The 17,246-nt window shown below is 44.8% G+C and carries 14 protein-coding genes and 1 pseudogene; 3 read left to right on the top strand and 12 right to left on the bottom strand.

Annotated elements, in window-relative coordinates; translation table 11 throughout:
• Window positions 1-264 precede the first annotated feature (264 nt).
• The 6 genes from PPO43_RS06645 to PPO43_RS06670 form a co-directional block, all read right to left on the bottom strand.
• Entirely contained in the window at window positions 265-1,380 is a 1,116-nt protein-coding gene (locus PPO43_RS06645; RefSeq protein WP_272621329.1) for a T9SS type A sorting domain-containing protein, read from the bottom strand.
• A gap of 194 nt (window positions 1,381-1,574) precedes the next feature.
• Window positions 1,575-2,387, bottom strand: a complete 813-nt coding sequence (locus PPO43_RS06650; protein ID WP_272621031.1) for a hypothetical protein — start codon at window positions 2,385-2,387, stop codon at window positions 1,575-1,577.
• An 87-nt stretch (window positions 2,388-2,474) separates the two neighbouring features.
• Window positions 2,475-3,746: a hemolysin family protein gene (locus PPO43_RS06655; RefSeq protein ID WP_272621032.1), complete on the bottom strand. Its 1,272-nt coding sequence runs from the start codon at window positions 3,744-3,746 to the stop codon at window positions 2,475-2,477.
• Window positions 3,747-3,768: 22 nt separating this feature from the next.
• A complete protein-coding gene (gene lptC, locus PPO43_RS06660) occupies window positions 3,769-4,323 on the bottom strand; it encodes an LPS export ABC transporter periplasmic protein LptC (protein WP_272621033.1) in 555 nt (184 codons plus the stop codon).
• 226 nt (window positions 4,324-4,549) lie between these two features.
• Window positions 4,550-5,674, bottom strand: coding sequence for a glycosyltransferase family 4 protein (locus PPO43_RS06665; protein ID WP_272621034.1), 1,125 nt, complete (start codon window positions 5,672-5,674; stop codon window positions 4,550-4,552).
• 380 nt (window positions 5,675-6,054) lie between these two features.
• A complete protein-coding gene (locus PPO43_RS06670) occupies window positions 6,055-8,184 on the bottom strand; it encodes a T9SS type A sorting domain-containing protein (protein WP_272621035.1) in 2,130 nt (709 codons plus the stop codon).
• A gap of 371 nt (window positions 8,185-8,555) precedes the next feature.
• Between PPO43_RS06670 and PPO43_RS06675 the strand changes: the two genes are divergently transcribed.
• The 3 genes from PPO43_RS06675 to PPO43_RS06685 all read left to right on the top strand — a co-directional run bounded on the left by PPO43_RS06675 (window position 8,556) and on the right by PPO43_RS06685 (window position 11,253).
• Entirely contained in the window at window positions 8,556-9,650 is a 1,095-nt protein-coding gene (locus PPO43_RS06675; protein WP_272621036.1) for an ABC transporter substrate-binding protein, read from the top strand.
• Window positions 9,637-10,650, top strand: coding sequence for a FecCD family ABC transporter permease (locus tag PPO43_RS06680; protein WP_272621037.1), 1,014 nt, complete (start codon window positions 9,637-9,639; stop codon window positions 10,648-10,650). The genes PPO43_RS06675 and PPO43_RS06680 overlap by 14 nt, the downstream gene beginning before the upstream one ends.
• Before the next feature lie 351 nt (window positions 10,651-11,001).
• Window positions 11,002-11,253 (top strand): hypothetical protein, encoded by a 252-nt coding sequence (locus tag PPO43_RS06685; protein ID WP_272621038.1) that lies wholly within the window; start codon window positions 11,002-11,004, stop codon window positions 11,251-11,253.
• Between the two features lie 249 nt (window positions 11,254-11,502).
• Here the strand turns inward: PPO43_RS06685 and PPO43_RS16235 are convergent, their stop codons facing one another.
• The 6 genes and pseudogenes from PPO43_RS16235 to PPO43_RS06710 all read right to left on the bottom strand — a co-directional run bounded on the left by PPO43_RS16235 (window position 11,503) and on the right by PPO43_RS06710 (window position 17,188).
• Entirely contained in the window at window positions 11,503-11,682 is a 180-nt protein-coding gene (locus PPO43_RS16235; protein WP_442985444.1) for an SHOCT domain-containing protein, read from the bottom strand.
• A 75-nt stretch (window positions 11,683-11,757) separates the two neighbouring features.
• Window positions 11,758-11,958, bottom strand: a pseudogene (locus PPO43_RS16240) (TM2 domain-containing protein); the annotation flags it as partial.
• Window positions 11,959-12,233: 275 nt separating this feature from the next.
• Complete coding sequence (locus tag PPO43_RS06695; RefSeq protein ID WP_272621040.1) at window positions 12,234-12,731, bottom strand: hypothetical protein; 498 nt, start codon at window positions 12,729-12,731, stop codon at window positions 12,234-12,236.
• 26 nt (window positions 12,732-12,757) lie between these two features.
• Entirely contained in the window at window positions 12,758-13,657 is a 900-nt protein-coding gene (locus PPO43_RS06700; protein WP_272621041.1) for a tyrosine-type recombinase/integrase, read from the bottom strand.
• 2 nt (window positions 13,658-13,659) lie between these two features.
• Window positions 13,660-14,544 carry a MerR family transcriptional regulator gene (locus PPO43_RS06705; RefSeq protein ID WP_272621042.1) on the bottom strand — a complete coding sequence of 295 codons (885 nt, stop codon included), beginning with the start codon at window positions 14,542-14,544 and terminating at the stop codon, window positions 13,660-13,662.
• Window positions 14,545-14,989: 445 nt separating this feature from the next.
• Window positions 14,990-17,188 (bottom strand): peptidylprolyl isomerase, encoded by a 2,199-nt coding sequence (locus PPO43_RS06710; RefSeq protein ID WP_272621043.1) that lies wholly within the window; start codon window positions 17,186-17,188, stop codon window positions 14,990-14,992.
• Between the last annotated feature and the right edge of the window lie 58 nt (window positions 17,189-17,246).

Below are 17,246 nucleotides of genomic sequence, written 5' to 3' on the forward strand. Positions count from 1 at the left end.
GGGGATAGAGCAGCAATACCGCTTTCAAGGCTGGGGTTTCCCCAGCCTATCGGCTGAGGGATGGTAGCGGGTGGCGCGAAGCGCCAGACCAAGCTTTTGAGCGCAGCGAAAAAGCGCAGGGCCGAGCGACCCGACCAACGGGAGCCGACGCAGCGAAGCAAGTAATAGCGAGCTGCGCACAGCCCGACCCGACCGAAGGGAGGGGCAGCCCCAAAAAGAAAAAAGCCTCCAGCTGCAAGCAGTGAGACTTTGAAGGGAAGTCATTTAATAGACTTCTAATCGGCGGTAATAGCTTAGGCCGGCGGCCTTAATTTGGAGAATATAGGTTCCTGCGGGCCAATCTGTGGGAATAGGCAATTGTTGTTGATCTGTTTTGCGGCAGAGTAACTGGCCCAGAGCGTTATAAACGCTTAATTCTTGGATATTGAGTTGGCTGAATATCTTTAATTCTTCGCCTGCGGCTAGGGGGTTGGGGCCTAGGCTAATTTGGTAGTTATCTTCTGGGCCTTGCAAAGATTTAATAGGCGAAAAGTAGCTCTCGCCATTTTCTCGTTTTAGGTTGAGGCGGTAATAATTATAGCCTTGGAGGGGACTGTTATTGATAAAGCTCGTTTTGAGTTGGTCGCCCTCTAGTTCTTGGAGAGGGAAAAACTGAGTTCCATCGATAGCGTGTTCTAGGGTAATTCCTGCTAGGTTTTCATTTTCCATTTCGATATTCCAGCTCAGCAGGTGTTTTTGGTCTAGATAATCGGCTTCAAAGTTCAGCGTTTTGAGGTCCAAAACGCTACAGAGCGAGCTATTTTGGGCGAGCAGCAGATTATCCATAGTTAGGTATTCTGAGCCGGCCCAAGTTTGGAAGCTCACACGAAACTGAACAGAGGAGGCGGTAAAGCAAGCTGATTGATAGGCATAGCTAGTAAACTCGCCGAGCAGGAGGAAATCGCCCCCTGCGGCTACGTTATTGCAGGTTCCGCCATTGGCTGTAGTTAGGCTAGAAAAAGCGCCGCCATCTAGGCTAACTTCTAGGCGGACCCAATCCACGCAATTGGTCCCGCAACCGGGGTCACAGCCTTCCATATCGCCAATTTCGCTAAAGTCCATAGAAAAGGTAAAAGGGCCGGGGAAAGCGGATAGGTCGATCAGTTCGGAGGTCCAGCTAGCGGGCCCATTAGAGTCGCGGCATTCTAAAACTCCGTTTTGGACGGCCAGATAATCGTTAGCGTCGACGCAAGTTGGACAATCCGTTTGCCAATCGGCGGCGGGGTTACTCGTATTGTTATCATTGCCGAGAGTCGTGCCATCTGCATAGGCATCAAAGTTTTCTTGCCAGATAACTTGGGCTGAGCTGAAGAGGGGAAAAAAGCAGAAAAGGTAGATCATTTTTATCACAAAGCACTCGTTTTGAGTTAGTTTACACTCAAAACACTGCTTTACAGGCGCTTATTTACGCGGGATCAAAAATCTCATATTATTTTAACACAGATGTGACTTCATTTAAATACAAAACTTGACTAAAATAAAAATGGCCAGTACTATAGTTAGTACTGACCATTAAGTTTTTATTGCTTAATTAGCTAAGGTAAAAGGAAATTAAAGCTAATACTGTTAAAGCTAAAAGTGACAGCGGCATCGCAATCGCCATCGCCAAAATTGATTACTCGAGGATCTCCATTAGCTGGAGTAAGTTCAATTTCTCCGGCGGTAATCCACTTACAGTCGAGTTTACGGATAAGCGGTTCTGTGATTTCTGAGGTATAGATTGATCCGTTTCTGTTTACTCCAGAAGAGCTACCCGTAATGCTGTATACATCATCGCGGATCCCTGCTAAGCCATCAGTAAAGAAGGTAGTGCGTTCTCCTTCGGTCCATTCATAAGTTGTAGTTCCTTCCCAGAGGATAGTATTTCCTTCAGGGTCGATGATTTCGCCATTGTCGACCACCACCGTATAAGAAATATTTCCTAAAGTATTACGACCATTATTGGTTACCGTAACACTAGCCTCAATAGCATAATCATTTACACTATAGTCTTGGAGCTCTATGGCCACTGTGGTTCCTTCATCTCTCCAACGGCCAGAAAAGACAGCTTGAATAATCCCTGATCTTAGGCGACCATCTGTGCCTAGGCAGGCAGAATCGTAGTCAATGGTTACGGTGTTGGGGAAGTTACCTAAAGTATCGGAGAGCGTTACAGCTGCGCAGCTTTTAAGGTTTCCGTCAGATTGGGCCGCTTCATCTACTTGTTTGTAGACATCTTGAAAAAGCTCTGAAGAAACAGCATTATCCTGTGTAAATGTCCAGTCTGCATTATCTCGTTTAAAACAAGAGCTTAGTAGTAGAGAAGCAGCTAAAATTAAAAGAGAGCTGCTGAGCAAATTGATTTTCATGGTCATTTTTTTTCGCATTAAAAGGGGAGAGTTCTTTTTTCTCTACTATAGACTACTCCTATAAGCGAATGGTTCGAACCCTTATTGTTAATCTTCATTTTCCAATTCATACAAACGAATCAAACGAACTAGTTCAATTCTAGTGTCACTAACTTGTTCAAAAATGAACTCATAATTTTGCAGGTGAAAGCTTTCTCCTTGTGCGGGGATGGCCTCCATTTCGGTTACCAGAAAACCCGATAAAGTGTGGTAATCTTCGCTTTCTGGTAGGTTGAGTTGATATTCCTCATTGATGGTATCAATGTCTAGGCGGCCCGCCAAGAGGTATTCCGATTCTGAAATTTGTTGATGTTCGGGTTCAGGATCATATTCATCAGAGATATCTCCAAAGATTTCTTCTAAAATATCTTCTAAGGTCACGATACCAGAAGTGCCTCCAAACTCATCAACCACCCAAGCAATATTCACCTTATTTTTGATGAGAGAGTTCATCAGGTCTCGAACGGGCATAAATTCCGTAACGATTGGTATATCGAAGAGCATGCTTTGGATGCTATCGGGCTTTTCCAATAGTTTTTGGTGGTGCACATATCCCTTGATCTCATCAATATTATCCTCATAAACAATGATTCTAGAATTGCGACAGCTAATAAACTTCTCTCGCAAATCTTCTATAGAGCTATTGATTTCGATACTTTGAATTTCGTTGCGGGGAATCATACAATCCCGCACCTTCACATTATTGATATAAAGGGCATTTTGAAAAAGCGTCTGGTCAATCCCTTCCAAGTTAGAGGGTTTGATACTCTTCATAAAATGCTCTAGGTCCAATTTGGTAAACACCTGCTCCTCATCTTCTGGCTGAATGCCCAAAAAGATGCGCAGCAAAGCATAAGAGCTCTGGACCATCACCCAAACTACAGGCGTAAGGACCCACTTAATCATGGAAAAAGGCAGGGCAAAAAAGAAGAGGCTAGCTGTGGCCGTAGCCCGAAAAATCACCTTGGGCATAAGTTCACCAAAGACCAAAACCACCAAAGTACTCAAGAGCGTCACCAACAACAGTTGAGCGGTTGTATCGGGAAAGCTTGCGGCTAGGTTGAGATAGCCCTCGGTCAATATAAATTCCTCGGCCAAAATCGAGAAGACGATCAGCACGATATTGTTACCAACCAGGGTGGTGCCCAAAAATTCTGAAGGCTCATCAATCAATTGGGCCAAAATTTTCCCTCTGCGACTCCCCTTTTTCTTTTCCAGCTCAATCCGCAAACGGTTGGCCGACACATAGGCGATTTCTATTCCAGAGAAAAAGCCAGAAGCAAAGAGAAAAGCTAAGATGAGTAAAAGCTGTGTGTACATAATATTTCAATCTGGCCGAAGCCTAAAATTCAGGATTTTTCAACAAACTACTGCTTTCAAAGATACCGCTAAGGGAGTCAATTTCCCAGTTCTTAAACTCAATATCTGAGCGAAACCCATAACCTTGCATCACTTCGGTGGGCGTAGTTACTTTCACAAATTTGTCAGAATAGATTTCATTTTTGCGCTCATCCCAAAAGAGTTCCTCGGTTTCGAGTTGCTCGCCTTGGCTATTGTGAATCACAACACTATCCTGCAACACAATAAAACGCTTTTTCTCCGAGTATTCTGCATAAAGGGCCGTTAAGTGGCTGCTAATCTGCTTATCTCGCCCATAAAAATCTACTTCTACCCCATCAGGGAAGATGCGTTTGGGCTCTTTTTCATCTCGGTCTTCTTGCATCAAGGGCGCCTGCAAACGCATTCGCACCACTGCCGAATCACTATAAAATAACTCCACTTCTGTGGCTTCTTCTACACTCGAATTGGCCATGCCCTCAAAGCGCTTTACATCTCGCATATCGTTTTCGCAAGCGCAAAAGAGCAACAACAGACCAAGCAATAGGGGGTATTTCATTTTCTCTTTTTTTCAAAAATACAGAACTCTATTCATCTTTTTTTTAGAATGCTCATTTTAATGATTTTTTGGGGCCTCCCGCCTTCGGCGGGCGCTACGTTTCGCAGCTCGCTATTCGCTCGGCCCTGCGGCCTGACGGCCTTGGTCTGCGGCTTCGCCGCACTGCTGCACATCGCTAGGCCATAAAAGGCGCCCCTTTGGGGCGCTCAAAGGGCGGCTTCGCCGCCTAAACGTTCAAGTTCATCAGTTCGGTCCAGAGTTCCTCAGCTGCGGTTTGCCAAGAAAAACGGCTAGCTTGTTGGGCTGTGGCAGCTTTCAGTTTTTGGTAGAGGGCTTTATCCTGGGCCAATCGCTGCATTTGCGCACTAATATCCGCTACCGAATAGGGGTCGGCCAAAAGGCCAGCCTCTCCAACCACCTCTGGCATAGAAGAAGTATTGGCCCCTAAAGCGGGGACTCCAGCTGCTGCGGCCTCTAGTAAGGGCAAACCAAAACCCTCAAATAAAGAAACATAGAGCAAAGCATAGGCTGCGCCCAGTACTTTGGGCAATTCTTCTTGGGGCAAATAGCCTAGTAAGCGGACCGACGAGCGATAATTCATTTGGTCCAGATAAGTCTTGAGTTCATCATTTTGCCAAGCTAAACGGCCCGCCACCAAGAGCAAAATAGGCGAGTTGGTTTTGGCCTTAAAGTCCTCAAAAGCTTGTAAGAGCCTTAGCATATTTTTGCGGGGATGGATAGAACCGAGGTACAAAAAGTAATCTTGGCCCTCTGCATATTTTTCTCGAATAAGCTGTTGTTCTGGCTCCGTCAAAGGCTTATAGCTTTGGTGGCAACCATTATAACTATAAAAAGTTTTGCCTTGGGCTGCTGGGAACTGGGCCAAAATATCATCTTGAGAGTATTGGGAGACCGTGGCAATTTTTTGGGCGGCCGCAATAAACTTCGGCATAAAGTATTCGTAATGTTTGCGGTGGGCCCAAGGGACCAAATCTGGAAAATGTTTCCAGGCAATATCATGAATTACCAAAAGCGTGGGAATATTGGCCCGAAGCGACAAAAAGCCATCGGGAGAAAAAAAGCGATCACAGCCATATTTTTTGAAGGCGGCGGGCAGGCTCCACTCAAACCAGAGGTAAAACAGAATGGGATGCCGAGCTGGAGGTCCCAAAACCACAGGCGTTACATTGGGACCAAAAACAAACTGAGGATCATAAGGACGATCGAAAAAAAAGACAAATTCTTCTTCGGGATGCTGTTCTACCCAGCGTTTAAGAATTTCGAAGCTATACCAGCCGATTCCTTCTAATTTATTGGTTAGTAGAAAGCGGGCATTTACAGCAATAGACATAAGTTAATTATTTTGGACCAAGAAAGGCGGCGAAGCCGCCAAAAGGAGCGCAGCGACGCGGCTGAGGGATGGACAGCAGTGGCCGAAGGCTAGACCCAGTTTTTTTGAGCGCAGCGAAAAAAACGCAGGGCCGAGCGACCCGACCAACGGGAGCCGACGCAGCGAAGCAAGTAATAGCGAGCTGCGAAACAGCCCGACCCGACCGATAATTCATGAGGGTTTTAACCCTCATTTTGTATAAGCTCGCAAAGCGATGTCGCTTTGCGCTGGGTTTCAACCTAGCGGAAGGGGCAGCCCCAAAAAAAAGAAAAAAGGGCAAAAAAAAGCAGCCCAAACAGAAAGACTGTCTGGGCTGCAGAAAATTTATGGCTTAATTAAGCTTATTGCTTAACAAACTTCTGAGAGCTAGCACCTTTAGCAGTACGAACAGAGAAGAAGTAAACGCCAGCAGGTAGGTTGCTTACATCGTAAGTTACTACATCAGACTGAAGGTCATTCTTTTGCTCGTTGATGATCATACGACCAGTTGCATCAGTGATAATGTATTGAACATTGCTGTTCATCTCAGTCAACTCTACTTTAGCAGTGATTTGCTCAGTAGCAGGGTTGGGGAAGATGCTAAATTCAGTAGTAACATCAGGATTCTGAGTTACATTTACAGGGAATTTAGTAGCCAAGTTCAAAGAGATAGCAGGAATTGCATCCAAACCATAACCGATGTTGTACCAACGGTGACCAACTAGTCCGCTTGTTCCAATATAACCAGTGCGCAAAACAGTGGGAGAAACTCTAACAAGGCCTGAAGGGCTATTGTCCTCTTGAACGACAAAGTTATCTGTGTAGTCTACAGCTTCTGCAATAGAGATAAACATACCTCTATGTTCGCCATTAGCTGTTCTAAGACCGTTAATAACATCTGATTGGATAACAGTAGCTACATAAGCAGTGTTAGGCTTGAGTGTTACACCGTATACGCTGTTAAGTCCTACGATATTTACACGACGCTGATAAGAGTCACCAGCTACAAGTGCAACAGTATCATTACCGATACCGCTAAGGATAAGTTCAGGATCAAAAGCGCTAGCTGGATCTTGCGTCCAAAGTCCAGTGCTATCTGTGTCAGCTACTTCATAAATACGTGTAGCGATGCTCACAAGACCGCCAGCAAGGCTGGGGTCAATAGTGGCTGAAGAGGGAGTGTATCCCATATAAGACATAGAGTCGATCATTAGTGAATCTTCTGTAGCAGGGTCGATGGCATAGTTAGGGATATAGTACATAGACCCCCATTCCATAACACCAGGAAGTTGACCAGCTGCATCTTCATTCAAAAGTGCACCACTACCGCTAGTTACAGGGTAACCATCAGCATCTAAGAAAGTTTTAGATAGAGTCATGTCCTCAGTTACAACAAACTGAGTAGACATAGAGTCATTTGCATTTGGAGTATATCCGCTAGCAGGTGCTTGATCGTAAGCTACCCATTGGTTAACAGTATAAGTACCTGCAACTGTAGGCAACCATCCGTTAATTGTTCCTTCTAGAGTAGTAGAGCTACTATCAGGTACATAATAAGCAGGGATAGCATCTGTAATGGCTAGCGTGTCTAGCACGGCAACGTTACCAGAAGGATCCAATACTTCGATGTACATAGACAAAGTTGAACCAGCAATATTTTCAGATCCGATATTGTCTACAGTTCCACCCCAAAACATATTATCTGTATCCTCAAGCAAACGAAGGTTTGTTGTTCCTTCATCAGAAACTTGAGAGATAGATGCTAGGCGAATATCTGAGTAAGGTTCATTGGTTTTGATTGAAATATCATCTACACCATAGAAATATGCATAGTCATTGTAGTAAAAACGAATGAAGCAGTTTTCTAGTGATTGGTTAGCGGCAGCCTCACGTAACGGTCTGGTAAAGTTTAGAGAGAAAAAGCCTTCTTTGAAAAGAACGCCATTGCTAAACGCACCAAGAGTAGGCAAGTCAGTTGTAGCAGAAAAATCTGTCAAGATCGTCCAAGTTGCACCACTATCCAAAGACACCTCTACGGTATAGCCATCAAAGCCTTCGTTAAGTGCTACAGTTCTAGCATATCCTTCGATAGTCAAGATAGAATCTGCGTAAGCAGAAAGATCAATAACAGGGCTTGTCAAATATGCTTCTTGTATCTTGGGATCCCCTGTTGCAGTGGTGTCATTAAAGTAGTGGTAGAACCCATCAAACATAGCAGAACCATCGGCCCAGCTAGGAGAAAATAGCGTATCTGCTGCAGCTAAAGAAGCAGACGCACCAGTAGGAGTGTACTCCCATTGAGGAGTGTAAGCACTTGTGAGCGTCCAGCCCAAGCTTCCTAAGGTACCATCTGCAGAAGCAAAACGACCAACAGAATCTGTGTGCACATCTGCGGATCCAGCTCCCCAAACAGTTACTTGTGCAAACGCTGCATTCCAAGAGAAAAGCAACGCTACAGCAAATAAGGCTGTAGTAAGTTTTTGGTTAAACATAAAATAGATTTAAAATTGTGTAATTAGAACAATAGCTTCAATTCGGTAAAAATAGACAAAATATTATAGAATACAAGCCCATGATTAAGCCTTTGTTAAGTCTTAAGTCGTATTTAACAAGCTCTTAGCCTTAATTTGGCGACAGTCTCGATAAAAGATCTATTATACTTCAAAGCCTTTTATTTAACTATTTTTTTTTGGCCTAAGACTAACTAACTGTTAATAATCGCTTTACTTATTACTAAATAGTTAGTTTATTCTCTAGCTCGGCTAAGCGTACTAATGCTAGTTTAACAAAAGCTTAGTTTTTTAGACTGCCCGCTTTTTCCCTAACTTTGGGCTTTTAGTATTTCTCTACATAAAAGCCTTTTATGCGATACTTTCTCCCTTTTTTAGCCCTTTTGCTTTTTGCTTGCCAAGGAGAAGCACCAACTTCCAGTCAGGAAGAAGCGCAAACCACCTCTTCCATAGAGCTTCGGCAGGCCCAAGGGTTTAAGGTCAAGGCCATAGAAAATGGACAATATTTAGTAGAAATTGGCGAGCAGCGCTTTTGCCTTTATCCTAGGACGTTGAAAATTAGCAAAAGGCTGGAAAACTACCAGTATTTGCCCTATCCCCTAAAAAGAGTGGTCTGCAAAAGCAGTCCCGCCTGGGCCATGATCGAACTCCTCGGTGAGCATAAAAGCGTAGTGGGCATTTCTGATGCAAGAGATTTTAAAAGCCATTATGTTGAGATCCTCCCCGAATTGGGCCGAGAACAGCTTAATTATGAGGCTTTACTTTTACTATCGCCAGAGTTGGTGGTTGGTTATGGGGCCAAAGCTGACCCCAAACTAGCCGACCTAAATATTCCCGAGCTTCGCCTTAAAGAATATGCAGAAGCCTCTCCCCTCGCCCAGATGGAATGGATTCGCTTGTTTGGTCTACTCTTCGAAAAAGATGAGATGGCCCAAAATTTTGTAAATGAGCGCTTTGCCGCCTACAAAGAACTGAAACAGTTGGCCCAAAAGGCCCAAACACGGCCTTCAGTTTTGCTGGGTAGCCAGTTTGGCGGTGGCTGGTATTTGGCTGGAGGGAAAAGCTTTATGGCCCAATATCTAGCCGATGCACAAGCCAATTATCTCTGGAAAGACCTGCCAGGAAAAGAGGGCGTTCCCCTAGATTTTGAGGCCGTTTTGGCCAAAGGACAAAAGGCCGATTACTGGCTTAATGTGGGTAGTTACAGGAGCTTCGAGGAACTAAGGGCCAATAACCCCCGCTATGCCCTTTTCCAGGCCTTTCAGCAAAAAAAGATCTATAATTATTATGGCAATGTTTACTGTGGCACAGGTCGCCGCAACTTCTTCGAATCAGGCACTATTTATCCCGATGAAGTGCTTAGCGACCTGATCCATATTTTCCACCCAGAGCTTTTGCCCAATTGGCGGCTCCATTATTATTATGATTGGGCGGATGATGCATTTTAACCGATTTTTTTCGCTCTTCCTAGCCCTTCTGCTGCTCTTCGCCCTAAGTTTGGCGCTGGGCTCTAGCCCTATTTCCATTAGCCAATTGTGGCAAGGGCTTTCTCTTGGCCCTCAATCTACCGAAGGGCTGGCGAGCATCATTTGGCAGCTCCGCCTACCCCGAAGTCTGGCCGCCATTTTGGCCGGAGCGGGCTTGTCGGTCAGTGGACTTTTACTGCAAACTTTTTTCCGAAACCCTATTGCGGGCCCCTTTGTCTTGGGCATTAGTAGCGCAGCGGGACTAGGAGCTGCGCTCTGGATTATGGGCGGCAGCCTACTGGGCCTAAGTTCCTTTTGGGCCGCTAGCCGATGGGGACTTTTAGCGGCCGCAGCCAGCGGGGCCGCCTTTTGCCTCTTTATTTTGTTGCTTTTGGCTTGGCGCTTGGGCCAACGGCCCGCTCACCTCCTACTGATGGGCCTGATGCTAGGCAGTTTTACCAATGCTTTTATCCTTTTTCTCCAATATTTTAGCCCCAAAGAAGAACTACAATCTTTCATTTTTTGGAGCATGGGCGACCTCAACCGCCTAGGCTGGAGCGAGCTGGCCCTACTCACGCCTTTGGTCTTTTTTGCCCTCTTTTTAGCCTTTTTACTGGCACAAGGGCTCAATATTTGGCTCCTCGGCCCCATAGAAGCCCGCTCTCTAGGCCTAAATAATGTCCGTTTACGCTGGAAAATTTTACTTATTTCCTCTCTCTTAGCTGGCGGAATCACCGCCTTTTGTGGCCCCATTAGCTTTGTTGGAATGGCGGTCCCCCATTTGGCCCGATTGATTTTGGGCAGCCAACGCCATCAAATTTTACTGCCTTTTACAGCCCTCTTAGGAGCTGTTTTGCTGCTAGCCTGCCAAATTTTGGCCCAGCTTCCTGGCCTAGAGCAACTACTCCCCATCAATCTCATCAGCTCGCTTTTAGGCGCTCCCTTTCTGCTCTTTCTACTGCTTTCTAAACCTTTAGATTAGGGGCCTCCAGGGCGGCTACGCCTTCTGGCGCTATGCTTCGCCGCTCGCAAGTCTGCTCGGCCCTGCGTTTTTTCGCTGCGCTCAAAAAAACTTGGTCTGGCCTGCGGCCACGGCTGCGCAGCGCTGGGCCCTTGCTGGGCCAGCCAACTGGCCCCAAAAAGGCCCTTTGGGCCAAAAAAAAGCCAGCGCCCTTTCGGGCGCTGGCTTAAAATATTCAACTCAAAGGCTTAGCCTTTTTGAGCAGCTTGAGTTTTCTTCTCAGTGGCCGCAGCAGCAGTAGCTTTGGCTTTAGACTTGCAGCAAGACTTTTTGTCGCCTTTGGTGCAAGCAGCTGCATTAGAACAAGCTTTTTTGTTAGAAGCAGCTGTTGCTGTAGCAGCAGCTTTTGATTTGCAGCAAGATTTACCAGCTGCAGCTTTAGTGCAAGCTTTTTTGTTAGAAGCAGCTGTTGCTGTAGCAGCAGCCTTTGATTTGCAGCAAGATTTGCCGGCAGTTGCAGTTGCCTTAGTGCAAGCCGCTTTGTTAGTGCAAGCTTTCTTAGACTTAGTGCAAGTTTTTGTAGTAGCTGTAGCTTCAGCTTTAGCAGCTTTAGCAGCAGCGTGAGGACATTGTGCGTGGGCCATGCCAGCAAACATTAGCATAGCGAAAAGCATCATGATCTGTTTCATGCTGTGAAATTTAAGTAAGTAATGAAAATGTATGTACAAAAATGATACACTTTTAGTAGAGTGTAAGCCAAAACTACTGAAAAAGATTTAACTAAAACAATAGTTAATTAAACATTAACAGCTTTTGTTGGCCTTCTTCAATATATCTACTGGCTTATTTATGACGGCTTTAGCCTCTATTCGTTTAATCATCTCTACCGAGAATGACCCGTTTTTTCTCTTCAAACTCATATTGGTCAATAATTCCCTTCTCCAATAGCTCTTGCCAAGCTGCTAAGGTATCAGCTTGCTCGCCAGTAATTTTTTTGACCTCAATTTTCTTATTATTCAGACGTTGTTCAGCTTTTTTGCGCTCCTCTTGCAAATGCAGGCGCTCGAGCTGAATTTTCTCTCGGTAAAGCGCTTGTTTTTCTCGAACCAGTGCACCACCAGCACTATCATAATTATACTTGTAGTCAAAGTCATGTTGAGACATGACCAGCAAGACAATAAAGTCTATAAAGGCTATAATTGCAGGAATCCCGGTCCAAGATAATAGGAAATAAAGCACCCCTTGTACTGGGCGGTTCAAATAAAATTTATGGACTCCGATAAAGCCGACAAAGAATGCCAAAAGGGCGGCAACAATTTTGTTTTTCATAGAATGGTTAATACTTACACAATCAAAACGACCAAAACGCGAAATAAGTTACAGTTTTTTCTGAAAACTTGGCCATAAGTTGCCCTAGGGATTTTAAACTACTTTTGATTTTTTTCGGGGAGCAGGCGGCGAAGCCGCCGCAGGCCCAGCGCTGCGCAGCCGTGGCCGCAGGCCAGACCCAGCCGCCGAAGGCGGCGCAGGGCCGAGCGAAGAGCGAGCGGCGGAGCCTAGCGGCGGCCAGCTTTGCTGGCCGCGGGCCCCAAAAAACACTAAATTTATACCGTTCCTTGCTTATTGTAGACTCGCCAATAGGAAATGAGGAGGCGGAAAGGGAGTAAAATGGCCACAATAATGCTGGCCACGCCAAAAAAGAGGTATTCCCCTTTCATATAGCTAAGGAGTTGTTGCTGTTGTTTAAGTCCGACTTCGGGATGAAAATAGACCGTAAAGCTAGGTAGCCCTTCTGACTCCATAAAATCTTGGAAGCCAAAAGTGTACTCAATTAGCTTAAAAATGAGGGGAATGCTGGCAAAAATGAGCACAAATTTGGCCCATTGTGCATAGGCCAAAAAGCTATATTTAAGCAAAAACAGATGGCGAGTATAAGTCGTAAAAATGATAATGAAGAGGGCGTTGGCATAGACAAAATGCCAATCTTTCATGATACTATAAAGTGGGTAGGTCAATAGGCCCACCAAAAGGAGAGTTAGTGCCCAAAAAATGATTTCTAGCTTAAGTTTGAGCTGAAATTGTTGTTTTGCGAGATCCGTCATAACATACTAAAGTTTAGCGGGCAAAATTATTCCTTTTTTTTGGCTTTAGGGTGGCTTTGCGCATATACTTTCTTTAGTTGCTCTAAAGAGTTGTGCGTATAAATCTGTGTAGAAGCTAAGCTGCTGTGGCCCAAGAGCAACTTAATAGCTTGTAAATCGGCCCCTTGATTGCTCAAATGGGTGGCAAAGCTATGGCGTAGGCTGTGTGGACTGCGTTCTTCTTGTGTAGTCACTAGGCCTAGATAGTCTCGCACCTTATTGTAAATCCATTTTGGATAGGGAGATTGGCCCTGATCGTTCAAAATAATGGGACCTTTGGGATCAAAATTGGGAAGGCTTTCTTGAGCCAGCAATTTAAAGGCTTGCAAATCGGTATTAAGCTGAGGCAAGATCGGAATGATTCTCATTTTCTGGCCCTTTCCTAAAATTCTAAGTTGTTCCAAACCAAAATCCCAATCGCTCCAACGCAGGCCCTGCAATTCGGCTCGGCGCATACCTGTATGATAAAACAAAAGCAGCATCAAGCGATCTCTTTGTCCTGGAAAATCGGCTTCAAAATATGGCCCACTAAAGAGTTTGGCCAATTGCTGCTCAGCCAAAAAATGAGGCAAAGCTGCTTTTTTCTTAGGCAATTGAAGGCCTTGCATAGGGTTTTGTTGCAGCTGTCCCTCTTGCATGAGAAACTTAAAATAGCGTTGCAAACTACTGGCTTTGCGGTGAATCGTACTACTTGCCCGCCCCGCTTGCATCAGGCGCACCAACCAAGAGCGCAAAATGCCCAAATTGACGGCCTGCGCTTCTTCCAGCTCATATTCCTCCTTCAAAAAGGCATCAAACTGTCGTAAGTCAGTAGCATAAGCCTGACAGCTATGCTCAGAATAGCGCTTTTCGTAGCGCAAAAAATGCAGAAAAGCCTCTAGCTGCATAGTTAGGAGAGTTCTGACAAAAAGTCGATAAATTCACTAAAATCCTCAAATAGACTCAAATTAGGCGCCGCCTCTAAGGGATGCATAATCGGCTGAGCCGAACAAAATATCTGTATATCGGGATAACGCTTACAAAGTTGGCCCAAAAAATCTTGTGGAGACAACTGTGAATTATTACTCGAACTAGTGGTAAAAATACAACTGGGCTTAAATTGCTCTACCGCAACTTCTAATTCCTTAGGCGGTATCTGGCTGCCCAAATAACAACTCGTACAGCCCCTAGAGCGCAAATAATAATGATATAGCAGCAATAAAATCTCTTGCTGCTCGCCCAAAGGCTCAAACAACAAGACCCTTGGCCGATCGCCTAAACTGCTTTCATGCCCCAATAAATAAACCTCATGGGCCAAACGCTGTCGAATCAAGTTATGCACAAACTGTTCATGCACAATACTTACCGCTCCAGTCAGCCAAAGCAAACTCAATTTCTCTAAAAATGGCAGCAAAAGCTTATTCAACAAAGCCTCAAAGCCCTCTTTTTCCGCCTCCTGATCCAAAATCCGCTCAAAATCCAACTCATTGAGCTCCATCATGGCCATCGTAAGCCGCTGCAGCAAATTACTCTGCTCCTCACTCTCCTCCGCAATATTTTCTACCCGCTCCATCACCTCTTTCTGCGTCAAACGAGCAATCTTGGAAATACGCATACCATTCCGATTCAGGAACGCAATATTGAGCAGATACTGCAAATCCTCATCCGTATAATACCGAATATTGGTTGCCGTACGCTTGGGCTCAATAATATTATACCGCTGTTCCCAAATCCGAATCGTATGGGCTTTGATGCCAGACAGTTTTTCAAGGTCACGAATCGAATAAGTAGCCAAAATGATATACGCTTTGAGGGGTGGATTGGCTAAAAGGCCGCTAAAAATAAATAATGATCTGTCTATTAACAGAAAAAGCCAATGCTTGGTTGAGCTTGGCTTACACAAATATAGCCTAGAATTATCAATCTTACTAATATTTAGGCCGCTTTGTGGAGGGATTCAAGACTTTTCAACCCCAAAAGCTGAACAAACTCGCTCCTTTTCTTTTGGGGCCCGCGGCCGCCCTTCAATTTGGGGCGGCCGCCGCTAGGCTCCGCCGCTCGCTCTTCGCTCGGCCCTGCGCCGCCTTCGGCGGCTGGGTCTGGCCTGCGGCCACGGCTGCGCAGCGCTGGGCCATTGGCCCTTCGGGCCCAAGGCGGCTTCGCCGCCTTGCTAGACCAAAAAAGCAGCCCATTCGCTCAATAACGAATGGGCTGCTTTCTATAGCTAAAAGCTAATCGGCCTAGTACATATCAGCGCGATTATCTTTGATATTCATATCATTTTTGATCGCCTCCAAAAGCATTTCGCGGAAACCTGCGGGACTGCTTGCTGCTACAGGCAACATAGCACGCATTACAAAATTACGCTTTTGCTGTACTGCATTAGGCATATTCTCCAAAGAAGGTCCTTCTTGCTTATTGATCAACTGAATCATATAAACACCTTGCTCTCCAGCAAAAGGCTTAGATACTTTTCCTGTTTCCAATACATCAGCTACAGCAGTAAGCTTAGGCTCTACACCTCCTACTTCACGAATAAAAGGAGCATCATAACGAACACCATTAGCAGTTTCTACTTTGGCTGTGCTGTATTTACCTCCCATAGCTTCAAGAGAAGTAACCCCTTCTAGCTTTTTGAGAATAATTTCAGCTTTCTTTTCATTGCGAACAATGCGCTCTACTTCTGCACGAACACTATTGTCTTCAATACTAGCCAAACCTTTAGCTGATTTGCTCGCTAATCCAGCAACCACTACAGCCGAAACTGTATTGTGCTGAGGATCAGTAAAGACAAAAATACGACCAGCAACTTCTCCTTCCTGAGCCTCTTTGTGAGCCCATTTGATAATATCTGTAGCATTAGATCCTTGCAACCCCTGAGTCAATACATAATCGTTAATTTCTAGACCCGAAGCATTGCTCAAACGAAGATTTGGATTCTTCTTAGCAGCCTCTTTTAGCTCTTCAACAGTACGATTGTTGGCCATAAATTCATTGGCTTTAGCTTCTGCCGCTTTTTCTGTTTCAGTAGAAGGAAGAACTGGCTCACTCTTATATGCTAGACGAAGACCTACTTTGTTGGTCCCAAACTTATAATCTGTAATCTGGATAAGGTGCATAGCGTTTTGTGTCTGAATGATTTCAAAGCTATCCTTTTTCCCCATATCAAAGATATAGTTTTCAAAGGGAGCGCCATAGCTATCACCACGGCCACGATAACCCATTTTACCAGCTTTATCTTTAGTACTCATGTCTAGACTATGAGCAGCAACGAGCTCCTCAAAGTTAGCCGTACCTGCAACAAGCATTTTACGCAAAGAATCTAGCTCCATATAGGCCGCTTGCATAGTGTTAATATCACGACGATTCACTGGCTTCATGATATGGCGACAAGCTACAGAATCAGGCATAATCTTGCGATCCATCACTTTAACTAGCTTGATTTGCCCCAAATTGTCGAAATAAGGACCATAAACTTGGCCTTTATCCATGCTAAAGAGTGTGTCCTTAATACTAGCATCCTGCCATTTATCCTCTGTATAATAGATAGGATCTAGTTGAATGCGGTTAGTTTGTGCATAAGCAGTATCCTCTTGCCCAGAAGTTTTGGCAAAGTCTACCACCATGCTAGCATAGTTCTTCTTATAATTTGCTGTATCTGTAGATGAAGCTTGTACATCAAATACTACATATTCAACAGACACACTAGCCTCGCGCTCATACGCTTTGGCGTGCTCCTGAATGTATTTATTAAGGTCAGCATCAGAAATACTTACTTCAGCATTATCGACATCTGCATACAATACGCGACTGAAGTTAAAGTCGTATGTTCTGTTTTTACGAGCGTACTCTGCATTAACCATCCATGCAGGAGCATAGATTCCCTTTTGGAGCATTGCAGTGTACTTGGCTGCCAAACGCTCATCCGCTACAGATTTTTCTAGGGCCTCCCAAGCATTCAAAAACTGAATTTCCTGATTGGTCAATTCTGAAGGGCTTTTTTCTTTGGCTTGAAAATAAGCGTTACGTTGCTGCTCGATCATGTTGCGATCAACGCCTGCTCCCATTTGAGCAAACTGCTGTTGCACCAAAGGACTAATATTTTCTCCAGTAAATAGATCTGTCAATTCCTCTTCAGTAACAACAATGCCCAGCTTTTTGGCCTGTTGCTTATAAATAACATTGCTCAAGAGATCTTTCCAAGCTTGTTCACGAATTTGCTCTTGACTAGCTTGAGCGCCTTCATAATTTTTAATGTAGACCTCAAAGTCTTCACGGAGAACATCCTCTCCGTTAATTTTTGCTACAATTCGCTGCTGAGCGCCCATTCCGCGGCCCACTGAGCTTACATCCATAAAGAGGAAGCCCCCGATCCCTAGAATCACTAGCCCCATCATCACCCAACCAAACTGGTTGCGAATCTTTCCTAATACTGCCATAACTTTGTTCTACTTAGCGTTGGTTGAACAGATTTTTATGTAAATAATTTTCTTTATT

Origin of the sequence: Saprospira sp. CCB-QB6, from assembly GCF_028464065.1 — a bacterium.
Taxonomy (GTDB): Bacteria; Bacteroidota; Bacteroidia; order Chitinophagales; family Saprospiraceae; genus Saprospira.

Coding starts and splice junctions, on each gene's coding strand:
- PPO43_RS06655 (WP_272621032.1), bottom strand. CDS start 3,746: ATGTACACACAGCTTTTACTCATCTTAGCTTTTCTCTTTGCTTCTGGC.
- PPO43_RS06665 (WP_272621034.1), bottom strand. CDS start 5,674: ATGTCTATTGCTGTAAATGCCCGCTTTCTACTAACCAATAAATTAGAA.
- PPO43_RS06695 (WP_272621040.1), bottom strand. CDS start 12,731: ATGACGGATCTCGCAAAACAACAATTTCAGCTCAAACTTAAGCTAGAA.
- lptC (WP_272621033.1), bottom strand. CDS start 4,323: ATGAAATACCCCCTATTGCTTGGTCTGTTGTTGCTCTTTTGCGCTTGC.
- PPO43_RS06700 (WP_272621041.1), bottom strand. CDS start 13,657: ATGCAGCTAGAGGCTTTTCTGCATTTTTTGCGCTACGAAAAGCGCTAT.
- PPO43_RS06670 (WP_272621035.1), bottom strand. CDS start 8,184: ATGTTTAACCAAAAACTTACTACAGCCTTATTTGCTGTAGCGTTGCTT.
- PPO43_RS06680 (WP_272621037.1), top strand. CDS start 9,637: ATGATGCATTTTAACCGATTTTTTTCGCTCTTCCTAGCCCTTCTGCTG.
- PPO43_RS06710 (WP_272621043.1), bottom strand. CDS start 17,188: ATGGCAGTATTAGGAAAGATTCGCAACCAGTTTGGTTGGGTGATGATG.
- PPO43_RS06675 (WP_272621036.1), top strand. CDS start 8,556: ATGCGATACTTTCTCCCTTTTTTAGCCCTTTTGCTTTTTGCTTGCCAA.
- PPO43_RS06645 (WP_272621329.1), bottom strand. CDS start 1,380: ATGATCTACCTTTTCTGCTTTTTTCCCCTCTTCAGCTCAGCCCAAGTT.
- PPO43_RS06650 (WP_272621031.1), bottom strand. CDS start 2,387: ATGAAAATCAATTTGCTCAGCAGCTCTCTTTTAATTTTAGCTGCTTCT.